This is a genomic window from Dialister succinatiphilus YIT 11850 (genome assembly GCF_000242435.1).
In the GTDB taxonomy this organism is placed as follows: domain Bacteria; phylum Bacillota; class Negativicutes; order Veillonellales; family Dialisteraceae; genus Dialister; species Dialister succinatiphilus.
This window is the reverse complement of the sequence record NZ_JH591189.1, coordinates 241,849-262,242: the sequence shown is the minus strand read 5'-3', so window position 1 is coordinate 262,242 and position 20,394 is coordinate 241,849. Positions and strand designations below refer to the sequence as shown.

Annotated in this window: 16 protein-coding genes; 1 reads left to right on the top strand and 15 read right to left on the bottom strand. The window is 50.9% G+C overall.

What is annotated here, in order from left to right; genetic code table 11:
* Window positions 1-123 precede the first annotated feature (123 nt).
* From kdsA to HMPREF9453_RS09985, 10 genes are all read right to left on the bottom strand, one after another.
* On the bottom strand, window positions 124-966 hold the full coding sequence (kdsA, locus tag HMPREF9453_RS10030; protein WP_008860454.1) for a 3-deoxy-8-phosphooctulonate synthase: 843 nt from the start codon (window positions 964-966) through the stop codon (window positions 124-126).
* Window positions 963-1,694, bottom strand: a complete 732-nt coding sequence (gene kdsB, locus HMPREF9453_RS10025) for a 3-deoxy-manno-octulosonate cytidylyltransferase (RefSeq protein ID WP_008860453.1) — start codon at window positions 1,692-1,694, stop codon at window positions 963-965. Before kdsB ends, kdsA begins: the two co-directional genes overlap by 4 nt.
* Window positions 1,691-2,800: a tetraacyldisaccharide 4'-kinase gene (gene lpxK, locus HMPREF9453_RS10020; protein WP_008860452.1), complete on the bottom strand. Its 1,110-nt coding sequence runs from the start codon at window positions 2,798-2,800 to the stop codon at window positions 1,691-1,693. Before lpxK ends, kdsB begins: the two co-directional genes overlap by 4 nt.
* Window positions 2,797-4,119 (bottom strand): 3-deoxy-D-manno-octulosonic acid transferase, encoded by a 1,323-nt coding sequence (locus HMPREF9453_RS10015; protein WP_008860451.1) that lies wholly within the window; start codon window positions 4,117-4,119, stop codon window positions 2,797-2,799. Before HMPREF9453_RS10015 ends, lpxK begins: the two co-directional genes overlap by 4 nt.
* A gap of 137 nt (window positions 4,120-4,256) precedes the next feature.
* A complete protein-coding gene (locus HMPREF9453_RS10010) occupies window positions 4,257-6,041 on the bottom strand; it encodes an ABC transporter ATP-binding protein (RefSeq protein WP_008860450.1) in 1,785 nt (594 codons plus the stop codon).
* The gene (lpxB, locus tag HMPREF9453_RS10005) at window positions 6,031-7,170 is read right to left on the bottom strand and encodes a lipid-A-disaccharide synthase (RefSeq protein ID WP_008860449.1); all 1,140 of its coding nucleotides are present in this window, start codon (window positions 7,168-7,170) and stop codon (window positions 6,031-6,033) included. The genes HMPREF9453_RS10010 and lpxB overlap by 11 nt, the downstream gene beginning before the upstream one ends.
* Window positions 7,167-7,991, bottom strand: a complete 825-nt coding sequence (locus HMPREF9453_RS10000; RefSeq protein ID WP_008860448.1) for an LpxI family protein — start codon at window positions 7,989-7,991, stop codon at window positions 7,167-7,169. Before HMPREF9453_RS10000 ends, lpxB begins: the two co-directional genes overlap by 4 nt.
* Before the next feature lie 494 nt (window positions 7,992-8,485).
* Window positions 8,486-9,745, bottom strand: a complete 1,260-nt coding sequence (gene sstT / locus HMPREF9453_RS09995; protein WP_008860447.1) for a serine/threonine transporter SstT — start codon at window positions 9,743-9,745, stop codon at window positions 8,486-8,488.
* Window positions 9,746-10,053: 308 nt separating this feature from the next.
* The gene (locus tag HMPREF9453_RS09990) at window positions 10,054-13,482 is read right to left on the bottom strand and encodes a pyruvate carboxylase (RefSeq protein WP_008860446.1); all 3,429 of its coding nucleotides are present in this window, start codon (window positions 13,480-13,482) and stop codon (window positions 10,054-10,056) included.
* A 967-nt stretch (window positions 13,483-14,449) separates the two neighbouring features.
* A complete protein-coding gene (locus HMPREF9453_RS09985; protein ID WP_008860443.1) occupies window positions 14,450-15,400 on the bottom strand; it encodes an L-lactate dehydrogenase in 951 nt (316 codons plus the stop codon).
* 222 nt (window positions 15,401-15,622) lie between these two features.
* Here HMPREF9453_RS09985 and rd point away from each other — a divergent pair, with 222 nt between their 5' ends.
* Complete coding sequence (rd, locus tag HMPREF9453_RS09980; RefSeq protein ID WP_008860442.1) at window positions 15,623-15,787, top strand: rubredoxin; 165 nt, start codon at window positions 15,623-15,625, stop codon at window positions 15,785-15,787.
* 46 nt (window positions 15,788-15,833) lie between these two features.
* Here rd and HMPREF9453_RS09975 read toward each other — a convergent pair whose 3' ends face one another.
* The 5 genes from HMPREF9453_RS09975 to tyrS form a co-directional block, all read right to left on the bottom strand.
* On the bottom strand, window positions 15,834-16,481 hold the full coding sequence (locus HMPREF9453_RS09975) for a hypothetical protein (protein ID WP_008860441.1): 648 nt from the start codon (window positions 16,479-16,481) through the stop codon (window positions 15,834-15,836).
* 350 nt (window positions 16,482-16,831) lie between these two features.
* The gene (locus tag HMPREF9453_RS09970) at window positions 16,832-17,440 is read right to left on the bottom strand and encodes a hypothetical protein (RefSeq protein WP_008860440.1); all 609 of its coding nucleotides are present in this window, start codon (window positions 17,438-17,440) and stop codon (window positions 16,832-16,834) included.
* Between the two features lie 104 nt (window positions 17,441-17,544).
* Entirely contained in the window at window positions 17,545-18,246 is a 702-nt protein-coding gene (locus HMPREF9453_RS09965) for a tRNA threonylcarbamoyladenosine dehydratase (protein ID WP_008860439.1), read from the bottom strand.
* Entirely contained in the window at window positions 18,246-18,617 is a 372-nt protein-coding gene (locus tag HMPREF9453_RS09960; RefSeq protein WP_008860438.1) for a VOC family protein, read from the bottom strand. The genes HMPREF9453_RS09965 and HMPREF9453_RS09960 overlap by 1 nt, the downstream gene beginning before the upstream one ends.
* Before the next feature lie 191 nt (window positions 18,618-18,808).
* Window positions 18,809-20,056, bottom strand: coding sequence for a tyrosine--tRNA ligase (tyrS, locus tag HMPREF9453_RS09955; protein ID WP_008860437.1), 1,248 nt, complete (start codon window positions 20,054-20,056; stop codon window positions 18,809-18,811).
* Window positions 20,057-20,394 lie beyond the last annotated feature (338 nt).

Here is a 20,394-nt window from a genome sequence, read left to right as displayed (position 1 = left end):
TCGTATCTTATTATTATACAATACTTTTTCTTTGAAATATATCAAATGAAGCAGGTTAAGAGGGAGAAAGGCTGACGGTCCCGGCCCCGGTCTTCATCGTCAGAGACTCACCAGCTCACTAATTCACTGACCGCCCAGTCCCTTTTCCTTATCCTTCCTGACCACCTGGTTAATGGCGATGAGATCTTTCAAAAGATCCTCCAGGGAAGAAAGGTAAAGCATGTTGGTAGAATCAGAGAGGCCTTCCGGCGGATTATCATGGACTTCCATGAAGAAGCCGTCTACGCCGGAAGCTGCCGCTGCCCGGGCCAGGTAGGGAATGAATTCCCGCTGTCCGCCGGTGGAGCTTCCCATGCCGCCGGGGAGCTGTACGCTGTGGGTGGCATCAAAAATAACGGGGTAGCCGAACTGACGCATAATAGGGAAAGAGCGCATATCCACCACCAGGTTATGGTAGCCGAAGGATGCTCCCCGTTCTGTCACTGCCAGGTTCGGATTATGGGCTTCTTCCATCTTTTCAATCACATTTTTCATGTCTTCCGGTGCCATGAACTGGCCCTTTTTCACATTCACCGGTTTGCCTGTCATGGCAGCGCCGTAAACCAGGTCTGTCTGGCGGCAGAGGAAGGCAGGAATCTGCAGCATATCCAGCACTTTGGATGCCGGAGCCAGCTGGGTCACATCATGGACGTCAGACAGTACCGGCACCTGCAGCTCCTTTTTAATATCCGCCAGGATTTCCAGGCCCTTTTCCAGTCCCGGCCCGCGGAAAGAATGGAAGGAGGAGCGGTTGGCTTTATCGTAGGATGCTTTGAAAATATACTGTACCCCCAGCCGTTCACAGATTTTCTTGATTTCCCGGCCGATCATGAGCGTGCGGTCATAACCTTCAATAACGCAGGGGCCGGCGATGAGGAAAAGCTTTTCCCCATCCAGTGTCAGATTTCCTACATGGATTGTTTTCATAAGTGATTCCTTTCAAAATACTCATTGGCTTTCTTCAGGTCTGCTTCTGTATCAATACCGATATCTTCGGTTTTGACGGAAATAACGCCGATTTTATAGCCCATTTCCAGGGCCCGCAGCTGTTCCAGGGATTCCGTCTTTTCCAGCGGAGTCTGTTCCATTTTGGCATAGGCCAGAAGGAAATCCCGGCGGTAGGCATAAATGCCCACATGCTTCAGCGGCGGTTCTGCAAAATCATGGCGGGGATAGGGAATCAGGGAGCGGGAGAAATAAAGGGCTTCTCCTTTCCGGTTAACCACCACTTTCACCGCCGACGGATCATCATACTCCTCTTTTCTGAGAGGGGTAGCCACGGTAGCCATGTCCAGATCTTCATGATCCATCAGGTCCTTGGCCAGCCCGTCAATCACGTCGGGGTCGATCAGCGGCTCATCGCCCTGTACATTCACAATAATATCATACTGCGGAAACTTTGCCGCCACTTCTGCCAGCCTGTCGGTGCCGGTGGGATGGTTTACGGAAGTCATCACCACGTGGCCGCCAAAGGCTTTTACTTCTTTTTCAATGTCTTCATGGTCTGTGGCCACGATGACCTGTTCCGGCACCTTGGCCAGAAGGGCTCTTTCATACACCCGATGCACCAGCGTTTCGCCGGCAATCATGCGAAGGGGCTTGCCCGGAAGCCGGGTAGAGGCGTACCTTGACGGAATAATACATACAGCTTTCATTTCAAATCCTCCCATTGCTTCCTTAAAACCGCTTCCCCCTCCGGAAAGGCCATTTCAATTTCCAGTACATACAGGGGAACGGCCGCTCTTTTGATTTCTTTCAGATTCATCATCTTCACTGCATCTTTTTCAGTGGTCACAATCATATCTGCGCCATACTTCAACGCTTCCGATATGACGTTTCTCAAATCCTCATCGCTGTAATGATGATGGTCATCATAGGCCATTTCACCGGTGAGGAAAAGGCCTGCCTCCCCGGCTGTTCTGGCAAAGGCCGCCGGATTCCCTATGCCCGAAACCAGGTAAGCCCTTTTCCCTTTCACCTGCGAAAGGGGGCCTTCATGGTTCCTTTCCATCCATTTCGCGAAGGCCACGGCCCTGGAAGGTCGGTGGCAGGCACAGATAACAGGAATGCCCGGCGCCAGCTTTTCCAGCCGGTTTCTGATTTCCTCCACCTGTTCCTCATTCACCTGGTCGCTCTTGGTGAGAATGAAAAGGCTGGCCCTTCGTAATGCATCCAGGGGCTCCCGGAGAAGCCCACGGGGGAGGGCATGTTCATAGCCGAAGGGATTGGTACAGTCAAGAAGCACCAGGTCCCTGTCCCTTTTCAGTTTCCAATACTGGAAACCGTCATCCATGAGAAGAATATCCGCTTTCAGCTTCTTTGCCTTTTCCACCGACCGCAGCCGGTCTTTCCCCACCAGTACCGGTACATGAGGCAGTTTCAGGGCCATCATATAAGGCTCATCCCCTGCCATGGCCTGGGAAACGAGGATACGTTTTCCGTCGGAAACAAGGCCGCCCTCTTTTTCAAGGCCGCTCCGGTAGCCCCGGCTGATAATGGCAGGATGGAAGCCTTCCTTTTCCAGCATGTCCGCCATTTTGATGATACAGGGTGTCTTCCCTGTGCCGCCGGCAGTCACATTGCCTACGGAAATGACAGGAATCCCGCAGTCTTCTGCTGATTTTTCTTCCGCCTCCCGGCGCTTCACCACCTGGGACAGGTACAGCTTTTCCAGCTTGTCCAGAAGAGAGAGCATGAGCCTCCCTTTCAGGTCCGGAGAAGGATTCTTCATCAGGCCGGTGACGTAATTTTCAAGACTCATGCGTTTTCCCTCAGTTTGATACCATATTCCTTCACCAGTTCTTCAAAGGAAGCAATATTTCTTTCTGTGGCCCCCTGATTTTCATGAACCACTTCCAATGCCGCTTCTCCCATTTTCTTCATTTTCTCCGGATTTCCCAGAAGGTCAAGAAGCGTGGTTTCAAAGGATTTCTCATCGGGGGTCATGATGCATACGCCCCGCTGGGAAAGGAGCTCAAAGATTTCCTGGAAATTGAACATATAGGGACCTACAAGCACCGGTTTTCCATGGGCTGCCGGTTCCAGGATATTATGGCCCCCTACTTTGACAAAGCTGCCTCCCACAAACACCACATCTGCCAGGCTGTAGAGCCGGCCCAGTTCACCGATGGTGTCCAGAATCACGATTTGAGCGCCCTTGCCGTCATCCTCATCCGTTCCCATTTTAGAGCGGCGAAGCACGGTGTAGCCCTGGTGTTTGATCATGAACCGCACCGAGGCGGCACGGGTAATTTCGCGGACTGCCAGAAGAAGGCGGGCATCCGGATATTTTTCCAGAACCTTTCCGAAGGTGCGTACCACGATCTCCTCTTCTCCGCCATGGGTGGAGCCGGCCACAATGATGGGGCCCTTCCCTTCAAAGCGGAATTCCCTTCTGAGCTTGGCCCGTTCCTCTTCCGACACTTCCGCATAGGTCTGGTCATACTTCGTATTTCCTGTAATAACCACCCTTTTGGGAATGGCTCCCATGGAAATAATGCGTTCCCTGTCGATTTTAGACTGCATGCAGAATTTCCGGATCTGCAGGAGCATTCTGGTGGTAAACCGCTTGATGAGGGAATAGCGGCGCATGGAGCGGCCGCTGATTCTGCCGTTCATCATCATCACCGGTATCTTCTTTCTCCAGGCCAGGCGGAGGAAATTGGGCCACAGTTCCGTTTCAATAAGGATAATGGCCTTGGGGTTTACGATATTTACAATCCGTTCCGTAATGACCGGCAGGTCAAAGGGAAAGAATATATGCCCGTCTGCTTCCGGGATAATGCGCTGGGCCATGCGGTGGCCTGTGGCGGTAACCACGGACACCACCACCATTTCCTGGGGATATTTCTTCTTCAGCTCCCGCACAATGGGGCTGGCTGCTACCACTTCCCCTACGGAAGCGGCATGAACCCAGATGGCATTGTGGTCTGCAATCTGCAGCAGCGTAGGCGTAGGCATGATGCCGGCACTCTGCTTCAGTCTGTCATAAAAACCTTCTTCAAATACAAGACGGTAAATCAGAAGGGGAATCTGGAGAATCCAGTAAGCCACCAGGCAGATGTTATAAAACCAATACAATGGGATATCTCCTTTGTCGGAACAATCAGGGGGAGAAGAGATTTGGGATTTGAGATTTGAGGGCTGAGGGTAGTTCTTGTTTCTTATGTCCAGCTGCCAATGTCTTGAAAAAACCGGGAAACTGGCTCACCAGCTCACTATCCCTCTTTCTTTTTGTCTTCCACCGAATCCTCTGCTTCTGTCACTTTGGCACTCATGGTGTAGAGGTCGTAGTAGAGACCGCCCTTTGCCATCAGTTCGTCATGGGTGCCCCGTTCGGCAATGACGCCGTCATTCAGCACCAGAATCTGGTCTGCATTCTTAATGGTGGAAAGCCGGTGGGCGATGACGAAAGCCGTACGGCCTACCATCAGTTTATCCAGAGCATCCTGCACCACTTTTTCACTTTCCGTATCCAGAGCGGAAGTCGCTTCATCGAGGATAAGGATTTTTGGATTTTTCAGGATGGCCCGGGCAATGGCGATACGCTGGCGCTGGCCGCCGGAGAGGATCAGTCCCCGATCCCCCACCCTGGTATCAATGCCGTCAGGCAGTTCTCTGATAAATTTCTCCGCGTTGGCAGAGCGGACAGCCGCCCATACTTCTTCATCGGTGGCATCCAGACGGCCATAGAGCACATTGTCCTTGATGGACGTATTGAAAAGAAGAGTATCCTGGGGCACCAGGCCGATCTGGTCGCGCAGGGACCCCAGCTCCGCTTTGCGGATATCCATGCCGTCAATATCGATTTCACCGCCGGTGATTTCATAGAACCTTGGAAGCAGGTTGGCAATGGTAGATTTGCCGGCCCCCGAGGGACCTACAATGGCAATGGTTTCACCGGGGTTGGCCTTGAAATTCAAATCCGTGAGAACCGGATGGCCTTTTTCATAGGCAAACTGTACATGCTTTGCCTCCACCAGGCCTTCCTTCACCACCAGCGGCTTTTCATCTTCATGGTTCTGGTCTTCTTCCTTTTCATCAAGAATGGCAAAGACCCTGTCCGCTGCTGCCAGAGACTTCTGGATATTGCCATAGCTGTCGGCAATACGCTTGATGGGGTTTGCCAGATTGATGGCATAAATCAGGAAGGCTATCAGCTCGCCGGCCGTCATAATGCCGTCAATGACAGACACGCCGCCGTACCAGATAATTACAGTAATGGCCAGGGCAGCCAGGAATTCCACCACCGGCGTAAGCTGGCTCTGCTGGCGAATAGATTTCACAGTGGCCTTGAAATTGTTCTGATTCACCTGTCTGAACCGTTTCGTTTCATAGTCGCAGCGGTTGAAGCTTCGGATGATGCGGACGCCGGAAATGGTTTCCTGCAGCATGGCCGTCACATCAGCCAGTCTTTCCTGCACGCTCCGGCCGGAGGAATGGAGTTTCCTGCCGAAGAATTTGATGGTCACCGACACCAGTGGCACGATGATAAGGCAGAGAATGGTGAGCTTCCACTGGAGGTAAATCATGGCGGCAAAGGAACCGATGAAAATGGCTCCTTCCTGTACCAGCATGATGAAATCGGTGGTCATGGCCGTCTGCAGGGCGCCAATGTCGTTGGTGAGGTTACTCATGATTTCACCGGTACGCCTTTTATCAAAGTAGGCAATGGGCAGCTTCTGCAGGTGCTCGTAGAGCTTGTTTCGTAAATCCCGGATCACCGACTGCCCGATGTACCCCATGAGGTAGCGGTGGGCAAAGGTGGTGGAGCCGCGGATGAAGAACACTACAATAATGGAAATAATAATCAGATAAAGCATGGTGAGGTCTTTGTCTTCCAATACCTTATCGATGACGTCCTTGATAATCCAGGGAACATAAAGATTGGATGCCGATACAGCCACCATACAGATGATGGATATAATCAGCAGCTTGATATAGGGCTTCAGAAATTTGAGAAGCCTTTTATAACTGTTTAATTTGCTTCGTTTATTTGCCATGAACCGCTCCTGCAGTCTTTATAATAAGCTCGGCCACCCGATGGACAGCTCCGCCGGATCCAAGGGCTTTCCGCACTTCCCGGATTTCTTCCACATTCTCTTCCCTTTTCTTTTCATCTTCCAGCCAGGGAAGGAGGATGGATACGATGTTTTCCGCATTGGCCCTGTCCTGGAGAAGCTCCGGCGTCACCTCCCGGTTCAGGAGAAGGTTGGGAAGGCCTGCATATTTTACATGAACCAGAAGATTGGCCAAAAACCAGGTAATCGGCGCCAGTCTGTATACCAGCACCGTAGGAAGCTCCATAAGAGCCGTTTCCAGAGTGGCTGTGCCGGAGGATGCCACGCAGACGGTGCAGATATGCATGAGATCATATTGATGACCCTCGGTGATTTCAATGGAAAGGGAGGTGTTTCCTATGATTCCCAAAAGCATGTCTTTGGGAATGGTGGAGGCCCGGGGAATAAAAAACTGGCACCTTTCCTTTTCCTCCAGCCTTTTCGCCGCCTCCAGCATCATGGGAAGAAGGCCGGCTACCTCATTTTTCCGGCTGCCCGGCATGAGGAGCACTCGCTTCCTGGAGGGATCTCCATGGAAATATTTCATGGCCTCGTCGAAGGACATGGAGGGCTTCACCGTATCCGCCAGGGGATGGCCCACAAAAGTGACGCGGGCCCCTGCTTTCCGATAGGCCTCTGCCTCAAAAGGAAATATGGAAGCCACCTGCTCCACATCCCGCACAATGTTTTTGGCCCTGCCCTTATTCCAGGCCCAGATGGTGGGCGCAATGTAGTAAATCACCGGGATTCCCAGCTCCTTTGCCACATGGGCCAGTTTCATGTTGAATCCCGGATAGTCCACGCACACCAGCACATCCGGCTTCTCTTCCACCATGGCTTTCTTCAGAAAAGCACGGAGACGGAAGAAGAAGGGGATATGGCGGATCACTTCCACCACGCCGATAATGCCCAGATTTTCTATATCATATATAATACGGACACCGCTCTTTCTCATGTCGGCGCCGCCCATGCCGAATATGTCCGCTTCCGGCATGATCCGTTTCAGCTCTGCCGCCACAGCAGCAGCATGCATATCGCCGGAAGCCTCTCCGGCAGACATCATTATTTTCATATCTTATCCTGTTCTACCGCAAGAATCACGATTCCCTTCCGGTCCGCTTCTGCAAGGACCGCTTCCTTTTCTGCAAAAAGGGTGTGCCAGGCCTCGATAGCCAGTACGGCGCAGTCTGATTCTTCCATGGAATGAAGGGTGGTCAGTCCCACGGCAGGCATGTCAAACCGGGTATCCTGGGAAGGCTTTGCCGTCTTTACCACCACCGCGCCGCCTCTGGCCAGACTTCCGCCCCGGCGGATGCAGGCATCGGTGCCTTCGATAGCTTCCACTGCCATGACAGCCTGGTTTTTCACCACCACTGTCTGTCCCAGATCCATGGCGCCGATGGCCTTGGCTGCCTTGAAGCCGAAAGCCACATCAGCCATCTGTGCCTCAGTGGGTTTCTTTTTCGTAAACACCTGGGGCCCCGGCATAAGAGGCTTTAAATACTTCGTCTGGTCAAGAACGGAAATGCCGTCCTTTGCCAGTTCCTCCACAATGGCCAGGGTCACTGTGTCGTCCTTGAAATTCATTTTTCTTAAACGGTTCAATACTTTGATGGCCCGAAGATCAGGGAAAGGATGGTTTTTAAAAAGCCACTCCTTCGTCACCTTGCCAATCATGGTGACTTCCTTCACCCCTTCGTTCACCAGGGTCTTAATCACCTTATTCAGCTTGAATGCGCTGATTTCATAATAGGCGTCTGCCAAATCTTTGAGACGGGGATCAATGCCCGGAATCACCGCAATGCATACCACCCGATAACCCTGGGATTTCACCGCCTCCGTAAATTCCACGGGAAGGGTGCCGATACCTGCCAAGAGACCGATTGTTTCCATAAAAACCTCCTGCGTCAACTCTTTTTATTTTATCATTTCCAGAGAAACCGTGCACTATGGAAGCTGTAAAAATACGATGATAAAACAGGCAGAAGGAAATATGTATATAGAATCCTGTCTATTTTATGATATTTATCAGGGAATGGCAAGCCCATTTCCCAAAGGAGAAATCCATGTCCCTTTACTGACTATAGGAATGGAGAGCCGAAAGGGCCCGGAAGGGTCTCCCCTCTCCCTGCCTGTTGTGCACACACCCTGTAAGGGACAGGTGAAGGAAAGGGGAAAACTTCCTCATATGAATCGGAACTCTCAAGGTACTGAATACAGAAACTCCTGAATCAAAACCTGCCATTTCCCTTTCTTCCGTCCCGCTGCCGGAAGAAGGAAGAAGTCCTGCCGGAAAAGGGCAGAAAATGATTCAGGAGTTTTTGCAGTGGATAAAAAAAGCTGTGAAAAAATGATTTACATTTTTTCACAGCTTTTTTATGGATCAATCAATGTTCGTCCTTTGGAACCATGTCAGATGCTTTCAGGGTACCATTCTTTCTGCGTTCTGCAAATTCTGCAGTGGCAGTGAAGAGCACGTCGCTGGAACTGTTGAGGGCGGTTTCGCAGGCATCTTCCAGTACGGAGATAATGAAACCTACACCTACCACCTGCATGGAAATATCATTGCCGATGCCGAAGGATGCGCAGGCAACCGGAATGAGGAGCAGGGAGCCGCCGGCTACGCCGGATGCACCGCAGGCACCAACGGTAGAAACGATGCAGAGCAGAAGGGCCGTAGCCATATCTACTTCAATACCCAGGGTATGGGCAGCAGCCAGAGCCAGCACGGAAATGGTAATGGATGCGCCGGCCATGTTGATGGTGGCACCCAGCGGGATGGAAATGGTGAAGGTATCCGGATTCAGTCCCAGTCTCTTGCAGAGGGACAGGTTCACCGGAATGTTGGCAGCAGAGCTTCTGGTGAAGAAAGCATAGACACCGCTTTCACGGATGGTGGTCCATACCAGGGGATAGGGGTTCCTGCGTACTTTGGCAAATACGATAAGGGGATTCATCACCAGGGCTACCAGGAAGTAGGAGCCGATGAGGACGCCCAGCAGCTGTACATAGCCCAGAAGAGCACCCAGACCTGCGGTACCTACGGAATCAGCTACCAGACCCATAATACCAAGAGGTGCGAAATGGATGACCCAGGTGACTACCTTGGTAATACCGGCGGCAATATCATTGAGGCAGGCCTTGGTGGTGTCTCCGGCACAGGTCTTCAGCGCAATGCCCAGGATAATAGCCCAGCCCAGGATACCGATGTAGTTGGCGTTCATCAGGGCTGCTACCGGGTTATCTACAATGCTTAAGATCAGGTTGTGAAGAACCTGCACAATGCCGCTTGGCGGTGCCAGTTTCGTATCCGGTGCCACCTGGAGAGACAGGAACGTAGGAAACAGGAAAGACATGGTTACGCCCACCAGGGAAGCCAGGAACGTACCAATCACATACAGTTCAATAATAGGCTTCATGCTGCCGCTGGAGCCTTCCTTCCTCTGGGCCATGGCATTCATGACCAGGAAGAATACCAGGATCGGCGCTACACCTTTCAGGGCTTTAACAAAAAGGTCACCAAAAATCTTGACCACCGGAATAGCCGGCGGGAAAAAGACGGCAATGCAGATACCAATCACAAGACCTACGGCTATCTGCTTGATGAGAGACACCTTGCCAAGGATGCTCTTAATCTGGCTTAACACGATAAACTCCTCCTCCAATGAAATAAAATCCCATTTACTCCCATTTGGAAACACCGGTCGAAACACCTCAGATTCCACTCCTAAATAAAACCTGAGTCAAACCGTGATTTCCATACTCCCAGTTTATTCCCCATGTATTCTAAATAGTATACCCTGCCGCACCTGCCATGGCAAGTGCGAAAACCATATATGATTAAAAGGTACACCATTTAGTTCATGCTATGCCGCCTTATGATTTCTGCATGCGGCAAATATCTGAAAAAGCCCTGTACTCATTATGAGCCAGGGCTTTTTATCAGAAAAATCAGTTATTCAATGACCATGAGCAGGTCTCCCGATTCGATTCTCTGTCCTGCCTTCACATGAATTTCGGAAACGATACCGTCCACCGGAGCGGTAATGGTGGTTTCCATCTTCATGGCTTCCGTCACGATGACCGGTTCGCCCTTCTTCACAGAAGCGCCTTTGTCTACCAGAAGCTTCACCACGGAGCCGGAAAGGGTAGCACCCACTTCACCGGCAATATCCTTGTCCGCTTTTCTGGCACTGACGGCACTTTCTGCCACATGTTTGTCATGAATCTTGATTTCCCGGGGCATGCCGTTCAGCTCGAACTGGATTTCCCGATTGCCTTCGCCGTCAGGTTTGGTAATATTGTCCAGTTTCACAAGCAGCATCTTGCCTTCATCAATGTTCACCCGGATTTCTTCACCCGGCTTCATGCCGAAGAAATAGGTCGGTGTATCCAGAATGGAAAGGTCACCGTACTTATGGTACCGTTCCATATAGTCACTGAATACCTTCGGATAAATGCAGTAGGACGATACATCTTCTTCCCTGGTGGGAATATGTTTCTCCTTCATTTCCATCTTCACTTTGTCAAAGTCCACATCGGCAGGATGACTTTCCAGATGCGGCTTCTGTCCGCGAAGGATGATTTTCTGCAGCTTCTCCGGGAAACCGCCGTAGGGGATGCCCAGTTTGCCATCGAAGAAATCGACCACGGACTGCGGGAAGTCCAGGGTTTCCCCTTTTTCATAAATATCTTTTTCTGTCAGATGGTTCTGTACCATGAAGAGGGTCATATCCCCTACTACTTTAGAAGACGGGGTGACTTTGATGATATCGCCGAACATCATATTCACTTTGGCATACATGCGGCATACTTCCGGCCACTCCTGCCCAAGGCCTACGGCCGTTGCCTGCTGGCGCAGGTTGGAATACTGTCCTCCCGGCATTTCATGCTGGAATACGGTGGTGTTCGGGCTGGCCATGCGGGAATCTACGCCGGCATAGTAGGGACGTACGCCCTGCCAGTAGCGGTCGATGGTTTCCAGCGCATCGATATCCAGCTTCGGCTGACGGGGATGGTTCTGCAGCGCATAGTACATGGCGGTCATGGAAGGCTGGCTGGTGCCGTTGGAAAGAGCGCCGGTAGCCACATCCACAATATCTACCCCTGCATCTACGGCTTTAGCATAGGAGTAGAGGGTGCAGCCGCCGCCTTCATGGCTGTGGAGGTGGATAGGCAGATCCACTGCATCCTTCAGAGCGGAAATCAGGGCATAGGCTGCTTCCGGTTTCAGAAGGCCTGCCATATCCTTAATGGCGATAATGTTGGCACCGGCATTCTTCATTTCCTTTGCCAGGTCCGTATAGTACTTCAGAGAGTATTTCTGACGGCTGGGGTCCATAATGTCGCCGGTGTAGCAGAAGCAGGCTTCTGCAATCTTATTCTTCTTCCGTACCTCATCAATGGATACGGTCATATGGTTCAGCTGGTTCAGGCAGTCGAAGATACGGAATACATCAATGCCATTATCGGCAGCCTGGTCGATGAAATGACGGACCACATTTTCCGGATAGTTGGTATATCCTACGGTATTGGCGCCGCGGGTCAGCATCTGGAAAAGAATATTCGGTGCGGCCTTCCTCATCTGGCGGAGTCTGTCCCAGGGGCTTTCATCCAGGAAACGGTAAGCCACGTCGAAGGTAGCGCCGCCCCAGTTTTCAAAGGAGAAAAGCTCAGGCACATGGACAGCCGTATAATGGATGGCCTTCATAATATCATGGGTCCTCACGCGGGTAGCCAGCAGGGACTGATGGGCATCACGGTACGTGGTATCCATGAACATGACTTCCTTGCGATCCAGTACCCACTTGGCAAACTTCTCCGGTCCCAGTTCATCCAGAAGCTGTCTGGTTCCCTTCGGTGCTTCTTCCTTGGAAGCATCCAGCACCGGAAGGGGAGCAAAGTCCGGTTTTTCCTTATGGCCGGCGCCGGCATAGCCGTTCACCGTGATATCGCCGATGTAGGAAAGAAGCTTGGTGCCCCGGTCGGAAATCAGGTCCGGCTCCTGCAGGAGCCAGGGGTTCCGGTCAATATAGTTGACATCGCATTTCCCTTCCTGGAAATCCCGGGTACGGAGCATATTCTGCAGGAAGTAAATGTTGGTCTTTACGCCGGAAATCCGAAATTCATCCAGGCAGCGGAGCATTTTGTGGATGGTATCCTTCGGATGGAGGGCATGGGCTGTAACCTTAACGAGAAGAGAATCATAGTAAGGGGTAATGACAGCCCCTGCATAGGCAGTGCCTGCATCCAGACGGATACCGGGGCCGCCGCCGGAGCGGTAGGCAATGATTTTGCCTGTATCAGGCATGAAATTATTCTGCGGATCCTCGGTGGTAATACGGCACTGGATAGCCACGCCTTTGTACCAGATATCCTGCTGCTGGCCAATAGCGATTTCCGGACTGTCGATGGAGTACCCTTCGGCAATCAGAATCTGGGTCTTCACGATATCCACATCGGTAATCATTTCCGTTACCGTATGTTCTACCTGGACTCGGGGATTGACTTCGATGAAATAGAAATGCTTTTCATCCTGGTCTACCAGGAATTCCACAGTACCTGCATTGAGATAGTGTACATGTTTCATGAGCTTCACTGCCGCATTGCAGATCTTCTGGCGAAGTTCCACAGGCAGGGACCAGGCCGGTGCCATTTCGATGACCTTCTGATGACGGCGCTGGATAGAGCAGTCTCTTTCGAAAAGATGAACCACATTGCCCTGTTCATCACCCAGAATCTGTACCTCGATATGCTTCGGGTTCATAATGCATTTTTCTACATATACATCATCATCACCGAAAGCCATTTTGGCTTCGGACTTGGCCCGGTTGTAAGCCTCTTCCAGATCCTCCATGCGGTCCACGTTGCGGATACCGCGGCCGCCGCCGCCGTTAACAGCCTTGATCATAATGGGGAAGCCGTTCTTTTCTGCAAACTCCTTCACTTCCTCAAAGCTCTTCACCGCTCCCTTAGAGCCGGGGATCATGGGAATATCTGCTTTTTCAGCCTGGATACGGGAATTTACCTTATCACCGAACATCATCAGATGTTCTACCCGCGGCCCGATGAAAATAATGCCTTCCTCTTCGCACCTTTTGGCCAGCTTGGCATTTTCAGCCAGGAAGCCATAGCCCGGATGAATGGCATCCACATCATGTTCCTTGCAGATACGGATAATATCTTCAATATCCAGATAGGCATCAATCGGTTTATCCCCTTCCCCTACCAGGTATGCTTCATCAGCCCGGTTGCGGTGCAGGGACAGAATATCTTCTTTGGAATAAATGGCTACTGTGCGGATTCCCAGTTCGCTGCAGGCGCGGAATACGCGGATGGCGATTTCGCCTCTGTTGGCCACCAGGACCTTACGAATATGTCTCATACAATCCTCTCCTTTAAAATCGGTTTCCTTCAGGGAACCGTAAAGCTGTCAGCAGGAAGGCCCTTCAACCATAAACAGGGCTTTCCCTTTGGGTTATATGTAACATTGTACTAAGGGGCTTTTCTAAAATCAATAGCCCTCTATAAATTGGTATCGATTTACCTATCGATTCATGAAACAAATAAGTTTATAGATTTAAAATAAATATGAATTGATGGTTTTATCCATATTTTTATCTATGATTTCCACTCTTAATAACCTATATGTAATTATTTTAAGACGTAAAATCCCAAAAATATCTGCTTTTATATCTACATATCTATTAGTTTGCAGGCGCTGCATCTCTAGTCAATGGATAGCAGAAGAAATAGACGAGAAAAAGTCTCCCCTCCTCTTCCTCATGAATCCCGAGTTTCATAATAAAAGGACTGTCCTCACCCCGTCATTTCGACCGAAGCGAAGCGGAGTGGAGAAATCTCACACCGAAGCAGGGCGTACCCCATGATGGCAGGAGATCTCTCGGCTCAGCGTTTCAATAAACTCCAAAGCCTTCCCCCCCATATCGGCAGGTCCCCCGCTCGGGATAAGGATGTCGATGAGCAGCATCCAGTCATTTTCAGGGGGATCAACTGATCAAAATGCTGCCCCTCACCCCGTCATTTCGACGGTCGGAGCGGAGTGGAGAAATCTCACACCGAAGCAGGGCGAGCCCCATGGTGGCAGAAGATTTCTCGGCTCAGCGTTTCAATAAACTCCAAAGCCTTCCCCCCCATATCGGCAGGTCCCCCGCTCGAGATGACGATAGCATCAGGCAGCCTATCATCATATGTGATAAGCCAAAAGGGGCTGTGAAAAAATGGTAATCATTTCTTCACAGCCCCTTTTGAGAAAGCTTCATGCCCGGCCAAGTCCGCCAAAATCAAAGACCTGGAAATTCCCATTTCACCACGGAAGGGTCGTCCCCTTATCAGGGCAGGAAGCGGTTTCCTCTCTCAATATTCCGATGAATCGTATCGATGCATTCTTTGAGCCGCTTCATCTCATTGTCCGGAAGATCATACTCCAATACTTCCTCCACCCCATGGATACCGATGACTGCCGGCACACCGCAGAACACATCCTGTTCCCCGTATTCACCCCGAAGTTCTACAGAACAGGGAAGAATCCGTTTTTCATCATGGAAAATCGTCCTCACCAGCGTAGCTGCCGCCGATGCGATGCCGTACTCCGTACACTGCTTGCCCTGGTAAGTCACCCAGCCGCCTTTAATGGCCTTTTCCTGCACCTTGTCCTTATCAAAGAGGAAGCGGGGATCTTCCTCCATCTGCTCCAGCGTCTGGCCGTAGAAATTGACCTGGGACCAGGGAACCATCTGGGCACTGCCATGTTCCCCCATCATAAAGGCAAAGAAACCCCGGGCATCCAGACCTGTCTGGTCCGAAATAGCATGAATCAGGCGGGAGGAATCAAGAAGAGTTCCCGTACCTACCACCCGTCCCCGGGGAAGTCCGGAAAGCTTGGCAATCAGGTGGGCGATCACGTCACAGGGATTGGTAATGGTAACGAAAATCCCGTCGAATCCGGCCTCCATCACCTTCGGCACATAATCCGCCACCTGGCGCACACTGTTTTCCAGCTCATCATCCCGGTTCCCTGTAGCACAGAGGCTCACATCTCCCACTGCATTTACAATCACATCACAGTCCTTCAATCCTGCATAGTCAGTCACCCGATACACCACATGATTGGGCATGTACATGACCGCATCATTCAGGTCCTGACATTCACTGATGGCCTTCTGCTCCTTCACATCGCAAAGAAGGATTTCATCAGCAATCCCCATCATACCCAGGCAGAATGCCGCATGGGCACCTACATGCCCAAGGCCTGCCACACCTACTATTCTTTTCTTAGCCATATGAAAACCTCCTTTAAAACCCTATCCAAAAGATAGATAGTATTGCTGAAAATATATCATAAGACTTATTTAAAAGTCAACAGGAAAATCAATCTTCCCCGTGAAAAAATTTACAAGATGATCCGGCCTCTCCCTTCCCTATAAAAGCTATGGTATAATACATACAGATTGATGGCTCTGCCATATGTGTGTCCTGCAGCGTGCAGGAGAACGGAGGATACTATGAAGAAGTACATTTGCAAGATCTGCGGATGGATTTATGATGAAGCCCAGGGTGATCCGGATAACGGAATTGCGCCGGGCACCAAGTTCGAAGATCTTCCGGCTGATTACATCTGCCCCATGTGCGGCGCCGGAAAAGATGAATTTGAAGAATATGAAGGCTGATTGTTGAAATAAAAAGACCCCGCTTCTGCGAGGTCTTTTTTCTTTCCTACCGGTTTTCCGCTGTTCTTTCCTTTTCCTCTTCCTTCACCCGGTCTGCATAGGCGAAAACCTTCTCTTTGATTTTAAGCTCCATGCTGCCCGGGCTATAGGGTTTTCCGTAGTTCATACCGGTCACATCGGCATAGGCTAAAGAAGCCTTTTTCCTTGTCAGCTCTTTTCCATTCCGGTCATAATAAATCACAGGGCTGGCGATGAAGCAGTCCTTTTCGCCGAAATCGACCAGGAAAAGGGAATAGGCTGCCTCATCCCGGTCCACCTCGCCATGGCTGCTTTCTTCCACGGCTCTGGCGCCGGCTTTGGTAAATTCATTTTTCACCGTAGCCGTCACCCGCCGCTCGCCCTTACGGGTGGTATCCTTCATGGTGTCCTGGTCGAAATAGATACTGCCGCCGGAGCTTTTCGCCACGCCTACCCACTGCAGGTTCTCCAGGGCTCCCATGGCATTTTTATAACGGTTCTTCTTTCCGGAAGAACGTTTCACCACGGCCGGCTTTGTTTTCACCGTAGTGGAATGGGAAATGCCGCTGGAAAGGATACGCCCCAGAATAGAAGCGCCATCAAAGGCCTTTGCCTCCGCTCCCGGAGGAAGGGCCAGAAATGCCGCCAGAATCACTGCCATCCACTTTTTCTTCATCGGTCTCACCTCTACATCATCTCTCCTCTTTGATTATACTCCCTCTGCTGATGGAGCGCCTGTGCCAAAGGAAATGCACCTTTACGAAAAAGACCGGCTGTCATCAAAAAAGGGCTGTGAAAAAATGGGAATCATTTCTTCACAGTCCCTTCTTATTACATCCCTATCATAATATACGACCTGCCACCATGGAGCCTCCTCCCTTCGGCGTGAGATTTCTCCGCTCCGACCGTCGAAATGACGGGACGGGGCAGAGTACTTGTCAATTCGTGCCTTGTAAACTAAATCTGCTGTCCCATTGTCTACCCATCTGACCGGAGCTCCATCATTTCCTCACAGTCCCTTTTCTTTCAGGAATTCGTGATTCTTACAAATCCGCCGCCGAATTTGGTGTGTTTCAGCCAGTTCCCCAGATTGAACACATGGGCTGTCCCCTCATCCCAGAGGGTGCAGTAAATGCCGTCGTCCCTTTCTTCCATTTTCACCAGAGGCATCCAGTGCCAGTGGTAGGGAATAGGCTCTCCGCCGCTGTGGAGATTCAGGAAACCGATGGGGCAGTCTGCTTCCAGTCCTTCCCTGATGAAGGCTGCCACTTTGGGAAGCTTGGGTGCCAGAAGACGGATGGAGGGAATAGGCAGGGCTTCCACCTTTCCCTTGAGTCCCCTTTCCTGCATGTAGGCGGTCAGGCCCTCCTTCAGCCAGCGGGTCTTATAGAGGCCGTGCATGCGGGGCGTCGCATATTTCCAGATATCCAGCATAATGGCCAGGGCCTCTTTTCTGGTTTCCACTTTTCTGCCCTGCTGCCTCCGTTCAATATAGGCAGCCATCATACTGCCGGCCGTGGGGCCGCAGCCTGCCAGCTTCTGCCTTTTTTCCGGATACCATTCCTGGTTGTACCCCAGCACATCTTTTCCATTTTCCTGAATAGTCACCCAGTCGGGATGACGGATTTCAACCATATTGTTTTCCTTTCTCAGGGAAGCGCCACGAAACAGTGCACTCTTTGATTCCTGCAGTCCCTACAAGCCATAGGAAAGCAGCCCATGCATGTATCGGTGCTTCCTCAGGTAATGTTTACTTCTTTCAAAAGATTTCTAATCACATAGCCTGCCATCATCATGCCCGACACCGGCGGCACAAAGGAAGTGGAGCCCGGTGCATGGCCTTCACCGATGGGCTTATGAGGCAGTTCCTTGGAGTATACCACGGTCAGATGACGTACCCGGCGCTCCTTCAGCTCTTTGCGCATTTTCCTTGCCAGATGGCACACAGAGGTCTTATTAATATCTGCAATCTGCAGCATTTCCGGGCGGAGCCGGTTGCCGGTACCCATGGAGGAAATTTCCGGTATTTTCAGTTTGTAGCAGATTTCTGCAATGGACACTTTAGCCGGCACATCATCAATGGCATCGATAATGAAATCAGCATGGAGATTTTTGATGAAATCCTCATCTCCCGGCCGGTAATACACAGCCAGCGCTCTGGCATCGCAGGCAGGATTCACCCGGTGCGCTCTTTCCACCATGATATCCGCCTTGTTGCGGCCCAATGTGGTGCGGTCTGCCACCAGCTGGCGGTTCAGGTTGGAATCTTCCACCGCATCCTTATCAATAAAAATCAGATGGCCCACACCGGCGCGGACCAGTGCTTCTGCCGCATAGGAACCGACGCCGCCGATGCCGAAAACGGCCACAGTCTTTGTGGAAAGAAAATCAACGCCCTTTTCACCGATAATGCGGGCGGTACGTACAAAAATAGGGTCCATCACATATCCTCCGGAATAATTTCAATCCAGTATCCGTCGGGGTCATTAATGAAATAAATGCCCATGGCCGGATTTTCAAAGCAGATGCATCCCATGGCCTTATGCTTTTCGTGAGCCGCCTTCATGTCATCCACATCAAAAGCCAGATGGAATTCGTTATCCCCCAGATTGTAGGGTTCCTTCCGGTCCCGAAGCCAGGTCAGTTCCAGCCGGTGCTTCGTTGCGCCATCCCCCAGGTAAGCCAGAATAAAGGAGCCGTCCGGAGCCTTGTACTCACCTGTTACCTTGAGTCCCAGGGCTTCTTCATAAAAAGCGATACTCTTCTTCAAATCGAGCACGTTGAAATTGTTGTGGTTAAACGAAAATTTCATATTTCTCTCCTTTTCAAATATAGAAACTTCAATACATTACAGTATATCACATGACAGGACTAGTTCAAAGAGTTCTGTGCCCGTCAGGTATGAAAGGTTCGGCGGGTTTAGAGCTGGCAGCAGCACAATAAAATTATGATTTTCCCAAAAATAAAAAGCCCTCCTGGAGGAGAGCTTTTGACCGGCATGTTTTATTTCACTTCGATGGAAAAGTAATTCTTCTTGCCTTTTCTAATGATGATGAATTTGCCATCGGTGTTTGGATGAGCGGTGACATCAGCTTCGATATCGCGAATCTGTTCCCCGTTCACCCGGATGGCGCCGTTCTTCACATCTTCCCTTGCCTGGCGCTTGGATTTTTCCACGCCGCCCTGCACCAGAGCTTCCACGATATTAATCGGTGCTTCATGGACTTCGCCGCCCTTGGTGTTGCGGAAAGCCCCTTCGATTTCATCGCCCGAGAGCTCCTGGATGTTGCCGGAGAAGAGAGCCTGGGTCACCTTTTCTGCCTGGGCCAGTCCTTCTTCGCCGTGAACGAAGCGGGTCACTTCTTCAGCCAGCTTCCGCTGAGCGCTTCTGTGTTCCGGATGTTCTGCCACTTCTTTTTCCAGTACGTCGATTTCCTCATGGGAAAGGAAGGTGAAATACTTCAGATACTTCACCACATCCCGGTCATCCTGGTTGAACCAGAACTGATAGAATTCATAGGGGGACGTCTTCTTCGGATCCAGCCATACCGCACCGCCGGCGGTTTTACCGAACTTGGTACCGTCTGCCTTCAGCATGAGGGGGATGGTGAGGCCGAAGGCATCATGCACATCTTCCGTCTTTCTGAGAAGTTCTACGCCGTTGGTAATGTTGCCCCACTGGTCAGCGCCGCCGATCTGGAGCTGTACATTGTACTTGTCATAGAGCATTTTGAAATCAATGGACTGGAGAATCTGGTAGGAGAATTCGGTGAAGGAAATCCCTGTTTCCAGACGGGAAGCCACCACTTCCTTGGCCAGCATGGTATTGATATTGAACAGCTTGCCATAGTCACGAAGGAATTCCAGAAGGGAAATTTTGGAAAGCCAGTCATAATTGTTCACCATGGTGAAACCATCTTCGCCGAAAAGTTTCTTCATCTGGGCTGTGAGACATTCTGCATTATGCTGGATGGTCTCCTGGGACTGGAGCACCCTTTCTGTCTTCCGGCCCGAAGGATCGCCGATGGAACCGGTGCCGCCGCCAATAACAATGACCGGATGATGACCGGCCAGCTGGAAACGCTTCAGAATCATGAATGGAATCAGATGACCGATATGCATGCTGTCGCCGGTGGGATCAATGCCGCAGTAAAGGGAAATGGATTTTTCCCCTACCAGCTTGTACAGTCCTTCCTCATCGGTCTGCTGATTGACAGCGCCACGCCATTTCAGTTCATCAATAATATTCATCGAACTCCGCCTTTCTTCATTCAATATCTGTCTGATTAGATTCAATATGTAACAACTATAACACAATTTTTAATGGATAGATATGGAGAACATAGTTTCCTATATCAGTATGGGATGACAGGAAAGTTTCCATCTCAAACTTCGCACACGGAAAACATCCCGTATGCCTTGATAAATCAGCTTGAACTGAATGTCGAAAGCCATTCACGCACACTTCTGTGCACGCAGACGACTCATCCAAAGAGCGGGCAGATCGTTCAGGAATCGTTCCAAGAGCGATTCGACCAGCAAGACTTCTGACGGATATTCTGCCCGAAGCTGCTCCGCAAACTCCTGCA